An 18,921-nucleotide genomic window follows, 5' to 3' on the forward strand; every position below is an offset into this window, starting at 1 on the left:
TAGGGGCGGAAAGCACGGGCCGCCCGGCATGTCCCGCCAGGCGTGTGTCGCTGGCGGCTCCCTGACAGTCAAACGGAGGCAAAATTGTCACATATCGAAGCGGCAAAAAGCGAACGCATTCCTAATCATCTTCATCCACTTTTCAAGGACGTTGACGCCATCGGAACCAACGCGCTGGACGAACTGTACACATTGCTGTGCCTGGCCATTGACACCGGATCCAAGTCCGTTGTCGTGGCTGCCCCGACCGGCGCGGGGAAAACCTGCGCGATCCAGCGCCTGACGGCCGAACTGGGAACGGCCTATCCGAACGTGCCCGTGATTCTCTACAACACGCTGAATTTCCAGGCGACGTCGGTCCGCGGCTTTTTCATCCATTTTCTCGAGTCGCTGGGCCATGCAGTACTGTCGGGCGAAACGGGGCGGCTGCGCAGTCGTGTCGTCAATTTCATCATCGATCTCGCCCGTCAGGGCGGCACCTCCATCGTGATCCTGATGGTCGACGAGGCGCAGATGATGAGCGCGGACGATGTCGGTTTTCTCAAGGACGTTTTCAATGAACTCCAGATTGCGCGTGTGCGCCTGCTGACGTTCATGTTTGGTGAAATGCCCCAGTTCCCGCACAGGGTGGAAACCTGGTCCGATTCCGTCAGGGCAAGGTTCGTCGGGCACAAGACGGTACTTCGCGGGATCAGGAACGTGAAGGATGTGGAACGCGTCCTTCACGAGATCGATGTCGCGACGTTCTCTGTCGGCAGCGACCAGACGTGGACCAGCACGCTGTTTCCCGCGGCCTGTGCCGCCGGTTTCCGGCTGGCCAGTCAGGCAGAGAACTTTTTTGCGTGCGTGACGCGCGAGACGCGCGGCAATGCGTCCGAGATTCCGACGCGAGCCACGTTTAACGCGATTCGCGCGTTCGTCGGCATGCATGGAAAGAAGGATGCGGCTGGCCTGACGTTCACCCAGACGGACTGGGAAACTGCCGTGCGATGGGCAGGGGTGGCAGAGGCTGTGGCCGTCTTCGACAAGAACAGCGCTCACGACTGGACGCTGAGGATCTGACTGGAGGTAGCCCGGTTTCTCTGCACGCGATGGGTGGACAGAAGATGGTCGCGAAGAAGAAGGCCACGCAACGGAAAGGCGACGGACATCTCGTCGTGACAGGCCGGCGCGTTGGACTGTGCCATGCGTCGTTCTACCGTGCCTGCGTCGATGGGATGGGTGGCGCAGACGCCGCGGCCTGGTACCTGGACGCGGAGACGGAAACACGCGAACCCGGTGTCGTCTTTGACGAGATTACCGAAGCGTTGCTGGTTGCGGCCAGACGCCACCATGCCGGGCGCACCGTGGCCATCCTGGATCATGTCCGTGCGGTTTTTCATCACAATGCAGAGAGTGGGCGCGTTGAGTCGGTCGGGGGCAAGCGGGGGCGGTCGCGCTCCCGTCCTCCGCCTTCGCCCCTACCGGGCGGGGAGCGCGGCGCATGGCTGCGCCGCCAGGCGCTTGACGAAGTGATCAGATGGACGGGGGATGGCCCCTGCGCCACGGAGATGCTGACCGACTGGCTTTGTGCTCGCGTCACTGGCTGTCTCGCCGCGTACGGCGTTGCGACTGTCGGCGAGCTCGCACGCCTGATCGCCAGCGGCGGGTGGCGTTGGTCGCATGCGGTGCCCGGCCTCGGCACCCGCCGTGGGAAGCGGCTCGAGGCGTGGCTGCAGCAGCGTGCGCCGGACCTGCTGGCCAGCGAGACGCTCGCGCATGCGCAGCGGCAGCGCCCGCCGGCACCGGGCCTGCTGCAGCCGTTTGACAGATTCGCGGTGGTGCCCGATCTTGACGGTCGCGAGGGCAGCAACCGCGACCGGTACTGGCGCCCGCACCGGCCCGAATGGGCTCCCGTGTGCGACGACGACCGGGCCGCACTGACCGCGTGGCTCGACCAGTATCGCGGCAATGAGCAAACGTTCGTGAGCTATCGCCGGATGGTAGAGCGGATCTGGCTTTGGGCGGTGCTGGTTCGAAGCAAGGCTTTTTCCAGCCTGACAGCGGAAGATTGCATCGCCTATTTCGCGTTCCTGCGCGATCTGCCTGAAGACTGGGTGCACCATGCGCCGCGAGGTACGCCGCGTCACGTTGCCGAGGGCTGGCGCCCGTTCGGCTCAGCTGTCGGTCCCACTTCACTGGAGAATCACTTTTCCTGCATGCGCACGCTCTTTGCCGGCCTCTATACGTGGCGTTATCTCGACAGCAACCCCATGCGCGAGATCCGGCTGTCCGACATCGACGGCGGCGCACACGCCGAGGCGCGAGCCGCGAGCGGACTGAACGCCCAGGCCTTCTGGCTTTCGACGGATCCCACGCGCACATTCACGGCAGAACAGTGGTCCTTCCTGTTGCAGTTTGCTGCCCGCTCCAGCGTCTACCCTCATGAGAAGCGCGCTGCTTTCATGCTGCGGTTCTGCTATTACGTGGGGCTGCGGTTCAGCGAGCTGCAGGGCCGGCGGGTGATGCATCTGATCCCTCCTGCCTGCGATGGATCGAAGGGATGGGCGCTCAAGGTCGTCGGCCCCCGCGAGCTCGTACGCGCGGCCGTCATACCTGAACCTGCGTTTGTCATGCTGCGCAATTACATGGTCGAGCGGGGGCATCCGGCTGAGCCCGCCGCATGGCATTCCGAGGCGCCGCTGGTCGGCCAGCTTGCCACGGGGCGCGGAAGGGAGACGGGTGAGGCGGCCTCGCTCGGCAGCATTGACCGGAGCATGAGGCGCTTCTTTGGGCGGGCAGCGGCAGCCGCGTCGACCGCGCATCCTGAATGGGCGGGGCAGATTACGCGCGCCAGCGGCCTGTGGCTCAGGGCGTCGCTCGCGCGCCATGGGATGGCGCGCGGGGTATCGTTTGTCGCACTCTCGGATCGGCTCGGCTATGCAAGCGTCCATACCTTCGAACATTTCGAGAGCCCGCCGGTGGACCACGCGGCGAGTATGCGGAACTGGAACCGTTTTTTCAGTGAGTCGATCCGCGCGGCGCAAGCGCGGGCGAGCCGTCAGGTCAGCGATGAGGCACAGGCCGATGAGGCACAGGCGTCGGCCCCCGATGCCGATACGCATCGCGGATCCGGCGCCGACGACGGGGACTCGTAGCGCGACGTGCGAGAGCGCGCCCGATTTGGGGGAGATGGAAGAGAAGAGGCGCCAGTAGTGCTGTCCGCAGAGCTTGTTCGTGCGACGCGCCTGCAGCTAGACTGTTGTGCGGATCTACCCGCTGTCAGAACCGATTTGCGACGCAGACCGCTCCCATCGGACGGATTGTCCCCGGAAAACGCGCCGGTCAGCAGCGCCAGATCGAAGGCAGGTGAGGAAGCCAGCCCGCGCGCCGAGCCGGTCAAGCGGCTCGACGGGCCGCTTGACCGCGCCCGGGCCCGTTGATCCCAAAACACTTCACGAGTCGCTGAAGGTTCGTCTCATGCGGCATGAGACGCCCCTCTCACGAATGCTCCCCGGCACGCCGAAGCTCACAGTATTGACCCTGACGCTCACAGAGGCACGGCCGCGGCCATTGACGCTCGCTCATCGCTGTCCACATCGATATTGCCCGGAGCTGCGGCGCCTTCAACCCAGACCTTCCGGGACATCCCGACCTCACGGTAACAACCGTTTCTGTGTTACCTTGCATTTAAAGCCACGGCATTTACGACCCACTAGAATCGATACGCGAACGATCCGATGACAATCCAGATGAGAGCCCGCGCGGCAAATACTTCGGCTCGCGGGTTTGTCATCTTTCCAGAAGCCGCGCCTCAAGCAACAGCGCGAGTTCGGCACTCGAATCTGGCCACGCTAACTCTGCCGGGGTGGCTTCGGTGAAATCTGAGCGACGTCCGAAACCGGTGTGAAGAGCACGACTCATTCGTGGGGCGGGCTGCAATCGCAACGAATGCAGGAATTAACGCCACAAACAGACTGCTTGGCCTATTTCAGAGACCGGCGATTCGCAACAGTCGAGAGGGTTTGCAGTTCAGTGCATTCGCAATACGCAGGAGGTTCAGAATGGTTACGTTCCGCTCTCCGCGCTCGATCTTGCCCATATGGCTCCGATCAATGCCGCATATGTAGGCGAGTTCTTCCTGTGAAATCCCGTGTTTCAGGCGGTAGGTACGAACGGCCGCGCCGATCGCGGACAAGTACCCATCATCATCCTGTTTGGCAGAAACTCTTGGCATGCCAGGATGGTCGCGGTATGGTTCATTTTAAGCCACGGCATTTACGACCCATTTCGTGTGATTTTCCCGAATTCTTGCGTGGAAACGCGCCATCGCGCAGACATGACGTCGGTCCTTGCTGCAGTCGGGTGGCTCGTTAACTTGGACCCCACAATCGACGTTAAAAAGCGGGAGAGATTGCGACTTGAAGGTGCGCGCCATATTCGATGGCGGCTTTGCCACGCGAACGATGTTGTAGATCTCATACGGAAGCGTCTGGCGAAGGGTCCTGATCTGGTCGAGCGACTTGTCCGGCTCCGAGAAACCCTTTGCGTGTGTGCTCCGCCGGGGTATGATACGTTTATGTCCACGGTATTTACGACCCGGTTTGGATTGGAGCGTGAGCCTTGAGCGTGCATCCCAGCAAGCGGGTGACCTGCGCGCGACGAACTCGCGTGCAACGCCGATATGTCGTTTTAAGAGTGATCGTATGTTTTTGAGTTCTGAGCAGAACCGTCTGCCAGCGGGAGCAGCGTTGGCAGGAACAGGTGCAGCGCTGTGGGGCATTATCGAGATGTGGGGTGGTGCGGATGTACTCATCCTCCAGTTTGCGGCCACGAAGCGTGGGCTGCCCCGGGTTGCGATGGTGGACCTGTCCTCGGGCGCGGTGACGCTTGAAAAGCTTGCGTCGGACGGCCACGTGGTGCGCGGTGCGGCGGTGCTGAGCGCCAAGCCACAGCATGAGTGCGGACAGTGGAGTCTGGAGCCGCTCAGCGAAATCCATCTGGGGGCGACGCGCGCCTTCGATGACAAGCATCCGCTAGTCTCATTTGTGCACTACACGACGATCGAGGGGCGGGAGTTTTCGATGCCCATCGCTATCGCCGAGAAGCATTCTCGCGGCAAGCTCATTTACGGAACCAAATCCGTGCGTTCCGTGAAAACTGCCCGGCCGCTCACGGCCGACAACGTCGCTGGTTCGCCTTAACGCACCCGCGTTCGGATGACCACGGATCTGCGCCTGGAAATCCTGCACTAGACCTTTCCAGGCCGGAACTCAGCCGCACCGTCGGTAGCGGATGTGCTGGCTTAGCGATGTCTTTGCTGTCATGGATCGGTAGAGCACTCAACGGAGTCGGTATGAACAGGGCGAAGCGGAAAAGGGCGCTAGCTTCTAACGATCCACCCGTCGAAACGACGGAAGAACTGCGCGCACGGTTGCGCACGTCCGCCCAGCTCACACGAGAGCAGGCCGTGCGCCGGGTGCGATCAACGCTCCCGAAGGTGTGACGGTGCTGGGGGTCCTTTACGGAAAGCCCGGAGGCGTCAATGACATGGAAAGTCGGGAAGCGAAAGAAATCCAGTCTGCGCGCACGCCGCGTAGTCAACGACACGGCACAGGCTGACGAGAATCGTCCAGACGGACTTGTCGAGTGCACGTGTGAATGGGCCGCTCCGAAAACGGGACTGCCCGGGGGTATTGGCGTATTGGCCAGTGGGCATGCCACCGGGAAGAAGCTTGATGGGCCGCTCGATTCCGCGCGATTCACAATCAAGCCAGTCGATCCTAAATCGTTGAGTGAATCGCGACGACGTGCAACATTGGCCCGATTCGCTAACGATCCACACCCGAACGAAGAGGACGAAGTCGATCCAAGGGGAGACGCGCTCGATGCACCCGATCGCTTCTCTCCAACTGTACCTCGCAACGGCGGGAGCTGAAGGTGATCGCTTAGATGGAGTCAGGACATGAGCCGATTGAATCGTAGGCGGGGGTATGGACGGAATGTGAATCTGGAAGACAGTATCGATCCTCTTCAATGCGCATCGTCGACGGACGCTCTCGCCCTTAGAGACCTGAAAGTAACGCAGGTGGCGTCGTGACCACGATCTTCGATGAAAGCAGGCGGACGACAGCATCCCGGGAGCGGTTCGCGCTGGGCAACGAAATCCGCTTGCATGAAGCAGCCGCCGCATTCCGTGATTGGCTGCTAGTGAATGACTGGCCCGATGACACCGTGGTGGCAGAGCGGGTGGGAGTACAGCCTCGGATCGACGCGAAAACATGCCCTCACCGGCATGCGATGCAGCGGGATGTTGCTGGGTGTGTGGGAGGCACAGCGCGAGCGCTTTCTCTACCCGGACTTCCAGTTTGACGATGATGGACGGCTCATCCCTGAAGTGTCCCTGCTCCTGCGGATGCTGCCCGCCGGGGGGGACGGTGCAGGATGGAGACGTGCGTTCTGGCTATATTCACCGCACGCGCTGCTTGAGGGAAGTGCGCCTTCATCTATCTTTGCTCTTGATCCGCTGAAGATACTGGAGGTGGCAAAGGCGGAATTCAATGTATCGCCAGACGTCGGATGGTGACAGGAACGGGCCCGCGCGTCCTGGGTCTGTGTGGCATGGACGGACACGATCGCGTAAGCGGCAAAAGCCCGCTCAGTCCAGCGCTTTTCGCACCCTGCCGTTCATCCGTGCGGCATGAGCCGCAAGCGATCTGACGAACACCGTACGGGTTCACACGCGAACGTGAATCCACCGCGACTTGTTTGAGGACAAGGTAGAAAGGACCATGCGTCCCACTGATAGAGCAGTCGTATTTCTGGACTTCGATGGTGTGCTGCATCCCGTTGGTGTGCCGGCGATAGATGAGGAGTTTCGCCTGATCGATAATCCGGATCTGTTTGTGTGGCGTCCGATTCTCGAACGGTTGCTTGCACCGTACCCCACGGTCGGGATCATCGTCAGCTCGGACTGGCGTCGGCTCTTCGATAACGCCACGCTTCTCCGGCTACTTGGCCCGTTGGCTGCGCGCTTTGTCGGGGTAGTTGAATGCTACGGGTCGTTCCGGTCTGAGGGAATACTCGCTGAGGTGAAACGGCGGGGGCTAAAGGGATGGGTGGTGCTGGATGATCACCCCAGCGTCATCGCCGCACAGGCCGGTGACGCACGATTCATCGCATGTGAGCCTGCCACCGGGGTGAGCTCGGTTGACGTACAACGAACTGTCAGCCTGAGGCTGGCCCGCCTGCCGGTCGACGGGATTTGATTTTTTACGCGTCCACCGCTGGTTTCAGAAGATCGCGGCGCCACATCGGGCCTAGGCGCGATCGGGTTGAGCTTCTTTGCCTTGCTGGCGTGCCGTTGGTAATGGAGGTCATTCTCCATGGAAGAACGCGATGATCCTATCGACCCTGTCCGGAAACATGACCTTGAGATTCTTACCCAGTAGGCGATACGCACGATGCTGACAGGACTGCCGGGCCCCGCTTTTGCCGTTCCGCCACCGCGCCGGATGGGCGGTCGTGTCCTTTATCTCGATCTCGACGGTTGCCTGCATCCCGACGCGGTATACGAAAAGCCTGGCTTGGGGCCGTTTATTTTTGGCTATCCAGATCATAGGCTTTTCGAGCATGCACGGCTGCTTGAGGATGCGCTGGCCTCGTACCCGCGAGTGCGCATCGTGCTCAGCACGTCATGGGTGCGGCGTTACCGTGGAAGCATCCGCCGCGTGTCGCGCGGACTGACTCCGGCATTGAGGGAAAGAGTTGTCGGCGCCACCTTCCACAGTCGCATGGACCTCAGCATATTTGCGGACGCGCCGCGAGGTTTTCAGGTGTGGTCCGATGTCCTTCGCCGTCAGCCGGAGGCATGGCTTGCGCTCGATGATGACTGCGAGAACTGGCCGCGTTGGTGTGAAGACCGTCTGGTGCGCACAGACCCGATCCTGGGGATCAGTGCGCCCGGGGTGCTGGCGCAGTTGAAAGAGAAACTGTATGAAACGGACGGGGACGGGTAATGGGATCGAGCTTTCGCAAGGATACGAACTTTGTTCACCCACAAACGCGTTATCGCCTATCTAAGATGAGCCGACATGTACCAGAAGATTTTCCTCGAGACGTCACGCCAGCATCACTGGCGGGCGCTCATCCAAAGCTCGCCGGGCGGGTTATTGACGGCAAGTTCGTCGTCGGTATGACGGAAGAGGAACGGTTTGAGCGATGGGACATATGCGAAGATCTGGCGCAACAGCTGGTTGGAGTTGCACGCAAGGACGCATCGAAACATCCAGAGAATTCTCGCGAGGTGACTCTGGAGCGTGTGAGACGTGGAATTGAGGACAAGCTGTGGACAAGTGTAATGGAGACGGACTGGCTTATGAAGCGTCTTAGGTCTTTGCTCGAATGGTGACTGGCAATTACACAAGAGTTACTTACGCTCGAGTCAGAGATGATCCAGGGCACAGCGTTTTGGGTTAAGAAGTTCAAGGCTGAGACGCGAGGCAATCCGGTTCCAGTACATCCAGCCACACAGCGGATTGCAAGGCGGGGTGCACGACAAGTCGGATGACGTCGGGGCCGTGGCTGACGAAGGGCATCAGGGTCGATGGTCGGGCGAAAGTTCGCATCTTATCGGCATGGCGCGTTCGCCGTGGACAAGAATCTGATCCAGCTGACATTGGCGCGGTTCGGTCTGGATCCGGACGGCGGCGACTGACCTGAAGGTTTCCGTTTGGTACGGCATGGGGTGGGGCACCCCTCTCACGAATGGCTCCGCCCGCCATGCCGAAGCTCACCGTATCGACCCTGACGGGCCTGGACACACGGCCGCGACAATTGGCGGTGGCTGGCAGCTGACCACATCGACATAGCCCGAAGCTGCGGCGCCTTCAACCCGGACCTACCGGGACTTCCCGACCTCACGGCAACAACCATTTCTGTGTTACCTTGCATTTAAGACCACGGCATTTACGACCCATTGAAGTCGACATGAGAATGATCCGATGACAATGCAGGTCAGAGCACGCGTGGCAAATACATCGGCTCGTCGCTTTTGCGGACGGTGGGCAGGGCTCGATCTCTCGCCGATGTTGCATGAATCGGTCTATAGCGTGCTTTCCCGGTTCGCCCAGAGAAATGCGCTGGACTTCAAGACGTTGAGAGCGGCTTTACAGGTGCATGTATCGGGGCGCCGGGAAGACTCGTTCTATGAATCTTCGTTGCCGATCGAACGCGCGCTGAACGGATTGACGGGCTGGAACTGGGCGTCTCACGAAGCCAGGCTTGAGTCCGTTTCAGCCGTGCTCGCCGGTAGTGTGTGGAGTCCGGTGCTGCGCCATTGTCCCGTCTGCCTGGAAGCCGGATTGCACTGCGCTTGGTATCAGTGCGAACTCCTGTCCGTTTGCCCTTTTCATGGATGCGAGCTGGTGACGCGCTGCCAGACTTGCGGCGCGCCAAGCCGGGAGTACGGGTTCTCATCAGCACTCTTTGGCGATGCCTATGCCTGCTGGAGCTGTCGAGGACCCGTGGCGGGCGCCGGATTCGACATGAAAGAGCACCTGGAAATCCGGTCCACTACGCCGCTCATTAACGCCCGGCTGCATCGCGTCCAGCGGTGGTTTGAAGCAGCAGTCGACCGGTGCGGCTGGCTACAACAGCTTGCGCATCGACAGTCGAAGTCAGTCATGCCAGCAGGCTACACGCGACGTCTCCTGAGACATGCGATGTTGGCCGTTCATCCGTGGATGGACGACTTAACCTGCGACGAGCACATCACCATTCTGACCTGGGACGTGTTGACATCGGACCCGGTGCGACGGTCACCGGATGTTCCTTCCTGGCGAAGGGACTGGTCACACCACGAACAGACACAGCGCGTGTATCGTGCGACGCTGCGCGTGCTTCGAACGGCGATCGACGCTGAAGTCGGTGGCGTCGACAGTGATCTCGCGCTGGATCTTGCGGGCAGGTTTGTGCCTGGGCGATTCGACCTGCATTCGTATGTGCTGGCGTATTTTCTTCTTCGTTTCTTCTTCGAGCGCACCTCAAGGTTTGACTGGCGTTCCGATCATGTGTCGCTGTCGCGTGAACCGATCGCGACGGGATACATCGGAGACCGGGTGAGCCGGCGCTGTGTCCGCGCATTTGTACTGGCTGCATACGCCGGGATACTCGGTTTTGTGCAGCGTGCCCGGGCGCGTGGCGATCTGACTCTGGACTCGCTTCGCGCTGATATCGACGCTCTGGTCTGCTACTGTATCGACCGTCACAAAGGGGCGGATTGCGGCTTTGTCATCTTTCCAGACGTGCCGTGGTTGCCCACCGAAGGGCTGCGAGCGGAGGGGCCGGCGCCTCTGCGGTCGTTCGAGCGGCTCCTGGCGACGTACCTGGAGGGGCGCAGTCGTCAGGAAGTCTTCATCAACACTCGGAACCTGCGCCGTCATGTCTGTTGAAGGAGCTCCCGTTACTTCTCCTGGTTTTGATTCAACGCATCTGCTGCGTACCCTGCGACTATCCGCGCAGCCGCTGCGCGGATAGTCGCAGTTCAGGACCGGGATCCGGCTCATCCTGTCGTCTTCCCGACGCCATAGCGCTCTGCCCGGAGACGCGAAAAGGAAAGATTGCTAGCCGATCTGGCGATCGGGCAACCGGGCCTCATGCAATAGCGCCGCGACGGCCTCTTCGAGCCGTAGCGTTGCCTGCTCGCCGTTGCGTTTGCGGATGCTTACCGTCTGATCGCGATCGTCGCGTGCGCCCACGACGATCATCAACGGTATCTGCGCTTCACGCGCATCAACGATTTTTCGTTCCAGCCGCTCCGCGCGGCAATCCGCAGTGATGCGCAACCCCGCGTCGTCGAGCATGCCGACTACCCGCATCGCGTAAGGCGCATAGGGGTCACTGATGCTCGCCACCACGACCTGCTCGGGCGCAAGCCAGACGGGCAACCAGCCCGCGTAGTGCTCGAGCAGTATCGCGATGAAACGCTCCATGCTGCCAAGCACTGCGTGATGCACCATGACGGGCGACTCGTACTCGTTCCTGTCATTGACGAAGCGGGCGCCCAACCGTTCGGGCAGCACGAAATCGAGCTGGATCGTCCCACATTGCCATTTGCGGCCACGACTGTCGGCAAGCTGGAACTCGAGCTTGGGTCCGTAGAACGCGCCTTCTCCTTCCAGGATATCGAATTGCAGATCCGCTGCGCGCGCGGCCGCCGCAAGCGATGCTTCAGCGCGATCCCACACCGCGTCATCTCCGGCCCGCTGAGCAGGTCGCGTCGCCAGCGCGACCGTGACTGAGGAAAAACCGAGGTCCGCATAGACGGCGCGCAGCAATTCGCAAAAGCGCGCGACTTCGTGTTCGATCTGCGATTGCATACAGAACACATGCGCGTCGTCCTGCACGAACGCGCGCGTGCGTTTGAGCCCCTCGAGCGAGCCCGACGGCTCGTCGCGATGACAGGCGCCAAACTCGCTGTAGCGGATGGGCAATTCACGCCAGGAGCGCACGCCCTGATTGAACACCTGCACGTGACACGGACAGCTCATCGGTTTCAGACAGAGCGTCTGTGCTTCATCGTGACGGAGGCCTGGCGATGGGTTGTTCGACGACGGGACCGACGATCCGATCGATGATCCTAATGATCCTTCAGGCAGTGCATACATCTGCGCGCCAAACTTGTCCCAATGGCCACTGCGCTCCCACAACGAGCGCGCCAGCAGTTGCGGCGTGCGGATTTCCTTGAAGCCCGCGCGTCGCATGCGCGCGCACATAGTCTTCCAGCACGCGGTATAGCGCCCAGCCGCGAGGATGCCAGAACACCATGCCGGGGCCTTCTTCCTGCTGATGGAAGAGGTCGAGTTTGCTGCCCAGAATGCGATGATCGATTTCGTTCACGTTGACTCCATGTTGGTGTGATGCCGGCAACACACAAGGAGCCGTAAACGCCAAGGGCCCCGTCCGTTGCCGGCGGGGCCCTTGGTGGGTACGCAACTGCGATGGTTACCGCGCGCACCCTCCAGACGACCCGCCGTTGCATGTGGTCGTCGTGGTGGTGATGCTCGCGAGGGAAATCAGATTGCGTTCCATGACACCACGATAAGGCATTCGGGCGGGTTGCGTCAATTGCATTGCTGTCGCTTCTGGTCGCTTTCGTATCCCTTGATCGACGATGCGCTTCGGTACATGACGGCACCTGCAACATGCGGTCATCGCATGCCTGTACAACCACATACGTCATCGGTTCAGACGGGAGGAAGAGGCAAGCCGGAGACGATTACATCAGGACGGCATCGTCCAGGTCAGGGACCTGATCGCGGCCGAGGACCACAGATCAAAGCCATGAACAGTACAAAACCGGGCGCGCCAGATTGCGGTCTCCGGGTATCTGAACTACGCTGGATTGGCGGTTTTCCCTGCGTCGCGGACGATGCAGGAAACAGTTCACGTCATCGTTCCCGCTGGAAAAACAGCTTCAGACATCGCGCGTATTCGTGCTCGAGGAGCCGCTATGTTCAGGCGTCTGTCTTCCTGTCTCAACGCGCTCGCAGTTGCGTTTTCCTGTCTCTTGCCCGGTCAGGCGAAGGCTGCCGACAGATTGCCCGCATTAGGTGCAGATAGTTCGCAGGTGTCCGTATCCGGTCTGTCTGCGGGCGCGTTCATGGCGGTCCAGTACGCGGTTGCCTACTCGAAATCCGTTATCGGCGCCGGCATTATTGCGGGCGGACCGTACTATTGCGCAGCGGGAAACCCGCTCAACATTGGCGTCTGTATGGGCCAGTCAATGTGGGGCGGACCGAATCCCGCGTTCATGGCGCAGTTCGCGCACGACTTCGGCGAATCTGGCGCGATTGATCCATTGGTCAATCTGCAACGCGAGAAGATCTATGTCTTTAGCGGGAATGACGATATGGTTGTGCGTCAGCCGGCCGTCGATGCGACCGTTGAATTTTTCAGGCAGCTTGGGGTGCCTGCGGCGAATCTGACCTATGTGAATACGGTTGCGGCCGGTCACGCGTTTATCTCTCCGCTACAGTCAACGACGAATGCGTGTTCGGCGAACGCATCACCGTACGTCAGCCATTGCAAGGTTGGCAATGAACCCTACGATCAGGCGGGCGCCTTGCTCGCCTTCATTTATGAAGGGATCAGACCTCCCGCTGGTAGTCTGACTGGCAGCCCCACTGACAGCCTGACAGGCAGCCTCATCACGTTTGATCAGACCGAGTTCGCAGGTACTTTCGCCGCGATGAGCAGCGAGGGCATTGCATACGTTCCCCAGTACTGCAGCCAGAACCCGGGCTGTCGGATCCATGTCGTTTTTCATGGATGTCTCCAGTCGGCAGAACAGGTCCGCAAAAATACGACCTACGACAACTGGGCAGACCAGAACCGGATCGTGGTCGTCTATCCCCAGGTATCCGGGTCGAGCGCGCCCTCGGGCTGCTGGGACTGGTATGGCTACACGGGAGCGGACTACGCATGGAAGACGGGACAGCAACTGCAGGCGGTGCGCGCGATGGTCAACAGGTTGACGTCGCGCCGCTAAATCACACACAGAGCCGGCCGCGAGGGCGCGAAGCCGTCGCCAGATGACTGCGTCCGGACACTGCGGTGGACACCGCAGTGGGCACGTCGGTGTCCACCGCAGTGAACCCTGGCGAGAAGCCGGGTCTCAGGGCACGGTCCAGTCCAGAACGAATTGCGCCGCGCTTTTTCCGCCCGTTCCCCCGGTGAAGCCGATATGTGCAAGCGGCGGGTTGCCGGGTTTCAGGAAGGCGTCGAGGTCGATGTCGTTGATCGTCAACGGACCGCTCCTGACGTTGGGCGCATCCTGGTCGTCCACGGTGAGTACCAGTGTGTGTGCTGCGTGTGAGAAGACGACACTGACGCGCAACCTGTGACCGCTGTTAAGCGCAATGTGATCGCTGCCAAGGTCATGCGTCCACAGGTTGTTTTTCACGCCATCGCGCCAGATGCTCATGCTGTTGTCCACCACGTTGAACGCCACAGCAAGGCTCGGTGCAATGCTCGCCGTGGTTTGCGTCGTGTCAAACGGATCTTGCGCATACCCGAGTCCGCTACCGGCGCTGCCCAGCGCGCGCGCGCCGGCCGTCTGCACGGTGAAGGTGAGACCGTCCGCCATGTTGGTCACGTCGATGCCCTTGAGGCAGATCGTGAAGCGGGTCGCCAGATTCGTGATGTCAACCCGTTGTGTGCTAAAGACGCTGCCGCTGTGAAACGTGGGCACGAACACGCGTGGGACACTATCGTTGTCGTGCTGCGGGTTGGTCGCCACCGCGTTGTCCGTCAACTGGATCGTCTTTTGCGCGCTCACCCGGGCGGCGCCGTTGAAGGTCAGGCCGTTGTTCCCGCCGAAGCCTGGCGTTCCTGCACCAGGTGACAGTTCATAGCCGCCACCCTGTTGCCTTAAGCCATAGATCAGAAGCGATGCGCCGTCTCCCGCCGGCACGAACACCTTGCCATCGGCAATCGTCGGGCAGCAGAACTTGGGTAGCGTGAAGGCGCCTGCCGGATCCTGGCGGCTGCGCCAGATTGAATTCATCCGCGAGAACTTCTTCTGCGGATCGAAGTTCGAGGCGTCGAACGCAATGAGTTCGCCATCGACCCGATAGTGATTGCCGTTCTTGAACGGCGGAAACAGGCCCCAGAGAATGGCGCTGGACCGGTCCTTCCCACTCCAGGAGAGTGACAGGAAGCCGCCTGGCATGCCATCGCGGCCCGGACATTCGTTCGATGCGAGGGTCATGCTTCGCGCTGCTTCTACACCATGCTTCGGAAGCACGCGTCGCCAGTCGGCCGTCACAAGCGGTGCGACGGCGATGGAACCCTGATCGACGAAGCCGCCGCCGAGCGGTTGCCCCGTGGGACGCAGCGCATAGCGGTAGGCGCGCGCCACGTCGTTCTCGCCCCAGACGTACACGAGCGTGTGCTCGGAATCGCCATGCCAGACCAGGGGCGCGCCGTGGATATGGTGCGTACTGTCCGCCTGGTTCTGGCCGGGGTTGACGTTGGGTGCGACGCCGTGTGTTCCGCGGCCGAAGTTGTAGGAGGCGAGGAAGTACTGCAATACGACGTTATCGGCCTTGGGCGCGACCTGCCGGGCCGCGGCGTCGCCGACGAGCTGGGTCGCGTCAATCAGATAAAAGTAGCCATCCTTGCCGCCGCCGGCGATGCGCCCGTCCGGAAGCAACACAGGTGCTGACGCGCCAAGGTCATCATCTTTCGCATCGATCTCCTCCGCATCCTGCTCATCGCCCGTGTTCTTCCCGGGACTGTAGTCGAGATCGTTGAATGCGTTGTACCAGCCAGCGACTTCGATACGTCCTTTGTTCAGGCGCACCTTAACGAAGCTCTCGCCCATGTTTGGTGTGCCCGGGCGATGGTCGACCTGACCGGAGTCGCCATTGCCCGTAGCCGCGTAGACATGGCCGTTTCCATCTCCCAGCAAGCCCTGTCCGGCCTGCCAGATGCCACCCTGCGCGCCGTTGGGCGTCGTGCACAGCAGATCGATGCGTGCGAGATCCTCCGCGCGATACGCGAAGATCCACCCATGCCACGGATTGTTGTCGCCTCGCGATCCAAATGCGATCCAGATTGTCCCGTCCGCCAGTAACAGGGCGGGGCGCTGAAGCAGGTTCAACGCGATGAAACGAACGCGCGGATCCGGCGTGTTGATCCCGGTCGCGTCCGTGAGCGACAGTGTGTCGACGGCTGCATGGGGATGGAGAACACCGAGCCTGGTGGTGACGAACACATTGCCGCCACGCTGTACCACCTTGCCGCGCAATGCGTCGTCGGCTGCGGGACGCTTCGACGAAGCGTAGCCCGTTCCGGAGACCGATCCGCCGATCACCGTGTTGCGTTTCTTTTGCAGCGTGGTCAGATCGAGCGCGTAAAGGATGAACCGGAATGCGTCAGCGCGCTGGTCGTCGGAGGCGCCCCGGTTTTCGGCCTGGCCGGGATCGACGGTAAAGAGAACGAGATAGAGTTCATGCCGCGCCAGATCAATCACAGGCGTGCCCAATATGCCAATGGTGGGATGCTCGGCGTCCGAGCCGACGATATCCTGGTACCTGTCGCTAAACCAGCGATGCGAATCGACGGGCGGGTGTTCCGGGAAGTGCGCTTCGGCGAGCGAGGCTCCCGTATTGGCATCGATGGCGATGACGACATTGCCCATGGTTGCGACGAACACGGTATCGTGCTCGTGACCGTCGGGGAATTTCAGCTTGCCAACATAAAGCGGCTGCGCGTAAATCGCGCCATGGCCCAGTGTCACCTTCCGGACAAGCCCGAAGGAATTCAGATTGACGTTGCCCGGATTCAGGTGCGTCTCGCTGGCGTTCACACCCGTGCGTCCCGGGTCATTGCGCTGTGTCAGTACGTTCATTTGTCCGGATCCTGGAGTGTCGTCGGCGCGCGATACCGTGTCGCAAGGCTGAACGACGCGGTGAAGCCCGCACGCGGATCGTCCGCGTGAATGCGCCAGCGATGGAAGCCCGTTACGGTCGCTGTCGCATCGATGGCCATACCCGCGTCGGTGCGGGAGAAGGTCCGCGACGCGACATGTGCGCCGTCCGGTGCGACGAGGGTGAGCGTGAGCGCCGTGCCCGGCATCCAGTCGCGCGGATCAAACTGCAGGGAAGCGTGCACGGCGGAGCACGGCGCGCAATAGATGCGTGCGATGTCGATGGTCTTGCCCGCCTGGGCGCAGGGGATATCGAGATCTGCCGCGCCCTCGAAGACCTGTTGCGCGTCCTGCCCCTCGGGCGGCTCACGTTCGCCGATGCCTGGAACCGAATAACACACATAGCCCAGGCCACGATCGTTTGCCGGAATCGTGAGTTGCACGCGGCCCTGCTGGTCGGTGCGGATATCGGGCGAATGGCCGGTGTAATCGTGCAGCGCCTGTTCCGGGCCGAAGCCCGTGACGACATTGTCCAGATGCCGGGTGCGTGTCCTGTGACGGTTGAGACCAACCAGCAGGCGAGCCCCACCAGTGCGCTCGAAGACGAAGACCTCGCGGTCCTTCCAGCGCTGTTCGGCGGGGCCTTCCGCGATGTTCTGGTGGATCCACATCAGGTTGACGAGCACCGGCCGGAGCCGGTCGCCGAGGCATCCGGGTGCCCTGCTGAAGTCCTTGAAGAATACGCACGGCAACCCTTCGGATGTCAGGATGTACGCATACGCAAGCGGCTTCTCATCGGGCTGGATGTTGTGGGCAACGAGATCGCGGCGTGACTCGGTGTCGTGATTTTCGACAAACGTCACGGCGTGAAAGGGATTGATGCCGGCCAGTCCCGCATGATCGAGCGAGGCCATGTCGAAGTTCGGGTCGTGGGACATGCCGAGCAGCGTGAAGTAGAGCGGGAAGTCGAATGCGCTGCAACGACTGGCCATCCAGTGTCCGGCAGTGATCCAGTCGTTGATTTTTTCCGCATCGCCGTCCCAGTACTCGCCCACGGCGAACTTGCCCGCCGCGCCTTCGGCGTTGAGCAGCGCGCGCAGGAAAACGGCAGAGACGCCCTGAACATGATCCAGGCGGTAGGCCTGTGCGTCGAGGGCGCGGGTCACCCAGTTCACGGCTGCGATCAGTCCGTTCGACACATAGCCTTCAGGTCGCGCGTTGATGTGCGCGAGGTCCGGACCGAAGAACACTTTGGAGCCGATCTGCAATTCACCGATGCCATCCGGTACGGCGGGATCCTGCGGTATGTCGGGATGAAAGCCGGGGGGAACGGGATCAGCCGGATAGCGCGAGTGAAAGCACGTGGCGTTTTTCTGGAAACGTCCACCGCTTTTGTTGCCAAAAGCGTCGCGATACCCGAATGTCAGCCCGTCCGGGCCCGTGCCGCCCTTGCGATGGTTCAGTTGCAGATCGAGCACGATGTCGAGGCCGTTTGCCCGCAGGATCGCCGCGAGACGTGTCAGTTGTTCCCGTGTGCCGTATCGCGTGTGGACCGTGCCCATCTGCTCTTTGGATCCGATATCGTAGTCATCGAAAACGCTATAGCCGAGCGCTGCGGCCTCGCTACCTTGCAGGGCCTTCGTGACAGGGGGAAGCCAGACGGATGTCACGCCCGCGTGCGCCAGATCTGCTGCGTTATCCGCCAGGTGATCCCACCACCACGGCGAATCGCGCGGATCGTGAGGATCGGATGGGGCGGGGACGGCAACGAACTTGCCGCGTTTGTAGAAGCCTTGCAGGAGGATGCGTGGCAGCATCAGGCTCGCTCCGCTTTCCGGTCAGCGTTGACATCACACGAACGTGACAGGTACAGCGCCCGGCCTGTGCGCATGAGCAGTCCACTCAATGAAAGGCCAGTCCAGGCGAGGAATGCACTTGAGCAGGTCAGCCATGGCACATCGCCGGGCGGCGCCATCGAAAAGAAGTTGTCGACGGAAAACAGCAGGGGCGACATCCACAACCAGTTGCGCCGGCCACGGATCGCGAGCGCGAGCACAATGAACAGGAATATGAAAGGGGCGGCGTCCGGCATATCGATTGCGCGATGGGACACGACGTCGCCGAGTAGCGTCGCGCCGCCATCACAGACGCCAAACAGTACCGCCATGGCGAGTCGGCCCCGCCAGCGAGAAATCGCAAAACCGAGCACGGCGCCGGCAAAGAGACTGTCCCAGCCATATTGCAGGGCTTCGAGCGCGAAAGTAGGTCCCAGGATAGTCATGACTGACCTCTCGAACTGTTCGCTGTATCAGGGGGAATTTCACAGGAGCCGGACTGCTGGAACACACGGGTGGAGTGTGGAGCGACCGGCTGTCGCGAGAGCACGGGGGTTCGTGCCTCGCATGCAATTGACCGCTTCAGTAAAGGCAATTCCCACCGCGAAGTCAATGAAGCAATGGGCGGAACGGACAAGACAGGTGCAACGGGCGAAACGCCAGATCCTTGAACGC

The 18,921-nt window shown here is 61.2% G+C and carries 15 protein-coding genes; 9 read left to right on the forward strand and 6 right to left on the reverse strand.

Annotated features, from left to right (window positions below):
• Positions 1 to 84: 84 nt before the first annotated feature.
• Both QEN71_RS34755 and QEN71_RS34760 read left to right on the forward strand, forming a co-directional pair.
• Entirely contained in the window at positions 85 to 1,062 is a 978-nt protein-coding gene (locus tag QEN71_RS34755) for an ATP-binding protein (protein WP_201647947.1), read from the forward strand.
• Positions 1,063 to 1,106: 44 nt separating this feature from the next.
• Positions 1,107 to 3,137, forward strand: a complete 2,031-nt coding sequence (locus QEN71_RS34760; RefSeq protein ID WP_201647949.1) for a phage integrase family protein — start codon at positions 1,107 to 1,109, stop codon at positions 3,135 to 3,137.
• A gap of 833 nt (positions 3,138 to 3,970) precedes the next feature.
• Here the strand turns inward: QEN71_RS34760 and QEN71_RS34765 are convergent.
• Positions 3,971 to 4,216 carry a helix-turn-helix domain-containing protein gene (locus tag QEN71_RS34765; RefSeq protein ID WP_201647951.1) on the reverse strand — a complete coding sequence of 82 codons (246 nt, stop codon included), beginning with the start codon at positions 4,214 to 4,216 and terminating at the stop codon, positions 3,971 to 3,973.
• A gap of 469 nt (positions 4,217 to 4,685) precedes the next feature.
• On the opposite strand from QEN71_RS34765, the gene QEN71_RS34770 reads away from it, so the two are divergent.
• The 6 genes from QEN71_RS34770 to QEN71_RS34795 all read left to right on the forward strand — a co-directional run bounded on the left by QEN71_RS34770 (position 4,686) and on the right by QEN71_RS34795 (position 10,430).
• On the forward strand, positions 4,686 to 5,183 hold the full coding sequence (locus QEN71_RS34770) for a hypothetical protein (protein WP_201647953.1): 498 nt from the start codon (positions 4,686 to 4,688) through the stop codon (positions 5,181 to 5,183).
• 1,022 nt (positions 5,184 to 6,205) lie between these two features.
• Positions 6,206 to 6,565 (forward strand): hypothetical protein, encoded by a 360-nt coding sequence (locus tag QEN71_RS34775; RefSeq protein ID WP_201647955.1) that lies wholly within the window; start codon positions 6,206 to 6,208, stop codon positions 6,563 to 6,565.
• A 205-nt stretch (positions 6,566 to 6,770) separates the two neighbouring features.
• Positions 6,771 to 7,247, forward strand: coding sequence for an HAD domain-containing protein (locus tag QEN71_RS34780; RefSeq protein ID WP_201647957.1), 477 nt, complete (start codon positions 6,771 to 6,773; stop codon positions 7,245 to 7,247).
• A gap of 195 nt (positions 7,248 to 7,442) precedes the next feature.
• The gene (locus QEN71_RS34785; protein ID WP_201647959.1) at positions 7,443 to 7,997 is read left to right on the forward strand and encodes an HAD domain-containing protein; all 555 of its coding nucleotides are present in this window, start codon (positions 7,443 to 7,445) and stop codon (positions 7,995 to 7,997) included.
• Entirely contained in the window at positions 7,997 to 8,389 is a 393-nt protein-coding gene (locus QEN71_RS34790; protein ID WP_233471652.1) for a hypothetical protein, read from the forward strand. Before QEN71_RS34785 ends, QEN71_RS34790 begins: the two co-directional genes overlap by 1 nt.
• Before the next feature lie 592 nt (positions 8,390 to 8,981).
• Positions 8,982 to 10,430, forward strand: a complete 1,449-nt coding sequence (locus QEN71_RS34795) for a TniQ family protein (protein ID WP_201647961.1) — start codon at positions 8,982 to 8,984, stop codon at positions 10,428 to 10,430.
• A 171-nt stretch (positions 10,431 to 10,601) separates the two neighbouring features.
• On the opposite strand, the gene thrS is transcribed toward QEN71_RS34795, so the two are convergent.
• Both thrS and QEN71_RS34805 read right to left on the reverse strand, forming a co-directional pair.
• Positions 10,602 to 11,741: a threonine--tRNA ligase gene (thrS, locus tag QEN71_RS34800; RefSeq protein WP_233471668.1), complete on the reverse strand. Its 1,140-nt coding sequence runs from the start codon at positions 11,739 to 11,741 to the stop codon at positions 10,602 to 10,604.
• Positions 11,629 to 11,877 (reverse strand): hypothetical protein, encoded by a 249-nt coding sequence (locus QEN71_RS34805; protein ID WP_233471670.1) that lies wholly within the window; start codon positions 11,875 to 11,877, stop codon positions 11,629 to 11,631. The genes thrS and QEN71_RS34805 overlap by 113 nt, the downstream gene beginning before the upstream one ends.
• Before the next feature lie 613 nt (positions 11,878 to 12,490).
• Between QEN71_RS34805 and QEN71_RS34810 the strand changes: the two genes are divergently transcribed.
• Entirely contained in the window at positions 12,491 to 13,528 is a 1,038-nt protein-coding gene (locus tag QEN71_RS34810; protein ID WP_201648105.1) for an extracellular catalytic domain type 2 short-chain-length polyhydroxyalkanoate depolymerase, read from the forward strand.
• Positions 13,529 to 13,654: 126 nt separating this feature from the next.
• Here the strand turns inward: QEN71_RS34810 and QEN71_RS34815 are convergent, their stop codons facing one another.
• Genes QEN71_RS34815 through QEN71_RS34825 form a run of 3 tightly spaced genes read right to left on the reverse strand, consistent with a single transcriptional unit; the run spans position 13,655 to position 18,692 of the window.
• The gene (locus tag QEN71_RS34815) at positions 13,655 to 16,393 is read right to left on the reverse strand and encodes an L-type lectin family protein (RefSeq protein WP_201647963.1); all 2,739 of its coding nucleotides are present in this window, start codon (positions 16,391 to 16,393) and stop codon (positions 13,655 to 13,657) included.
• Positions 16,390 to 18,228 carry an alpha-amylase family glycosyl hydrolase gene (locus tag QEN71_RS34820; protein WP_201647964.1) on the reverse strand — a complete coding sequence of 613 codons (1,839 nt, stop codon included), beginning with the start codon at positions 18,226 to 18,228 and terminating at the stop codon, positions 16,390 to 16,392. The genes QEN71_RS34815 and QEN71_RS34820 overlap by 4 nt, the downstream gene beginning before the upstream one ends.
• Positions 18,228 to 18,692 (reverse strand): hypothetical protein, encoded by a 465-nt coding sequence (locus QEN71_RS34825; RefSeq protein ID WP_201647966.1) that lies wholly within the window; start codon positions 18,690 to 18,692, stop codon positions 18,228 to 18,230. Before QEN71_RS34825 ends, QEN71_RS34820 begins: the two co-directional genes overlap by 1 nt.
• Positions 18,693 to 18,921: the final 229 nt, after the last annotated feature.

The sequence above is a fragment of the Paraburkholderia sabiae genome, assembly GCF_030412785.1.
GTDB classification, from domain to species: Bacteria; Pseudomonadota; Gammaproteobacteria; order Burkholderiales; family Burkholderiaceae; genus Paraburkholderia; species Paraburkholderia sabiae.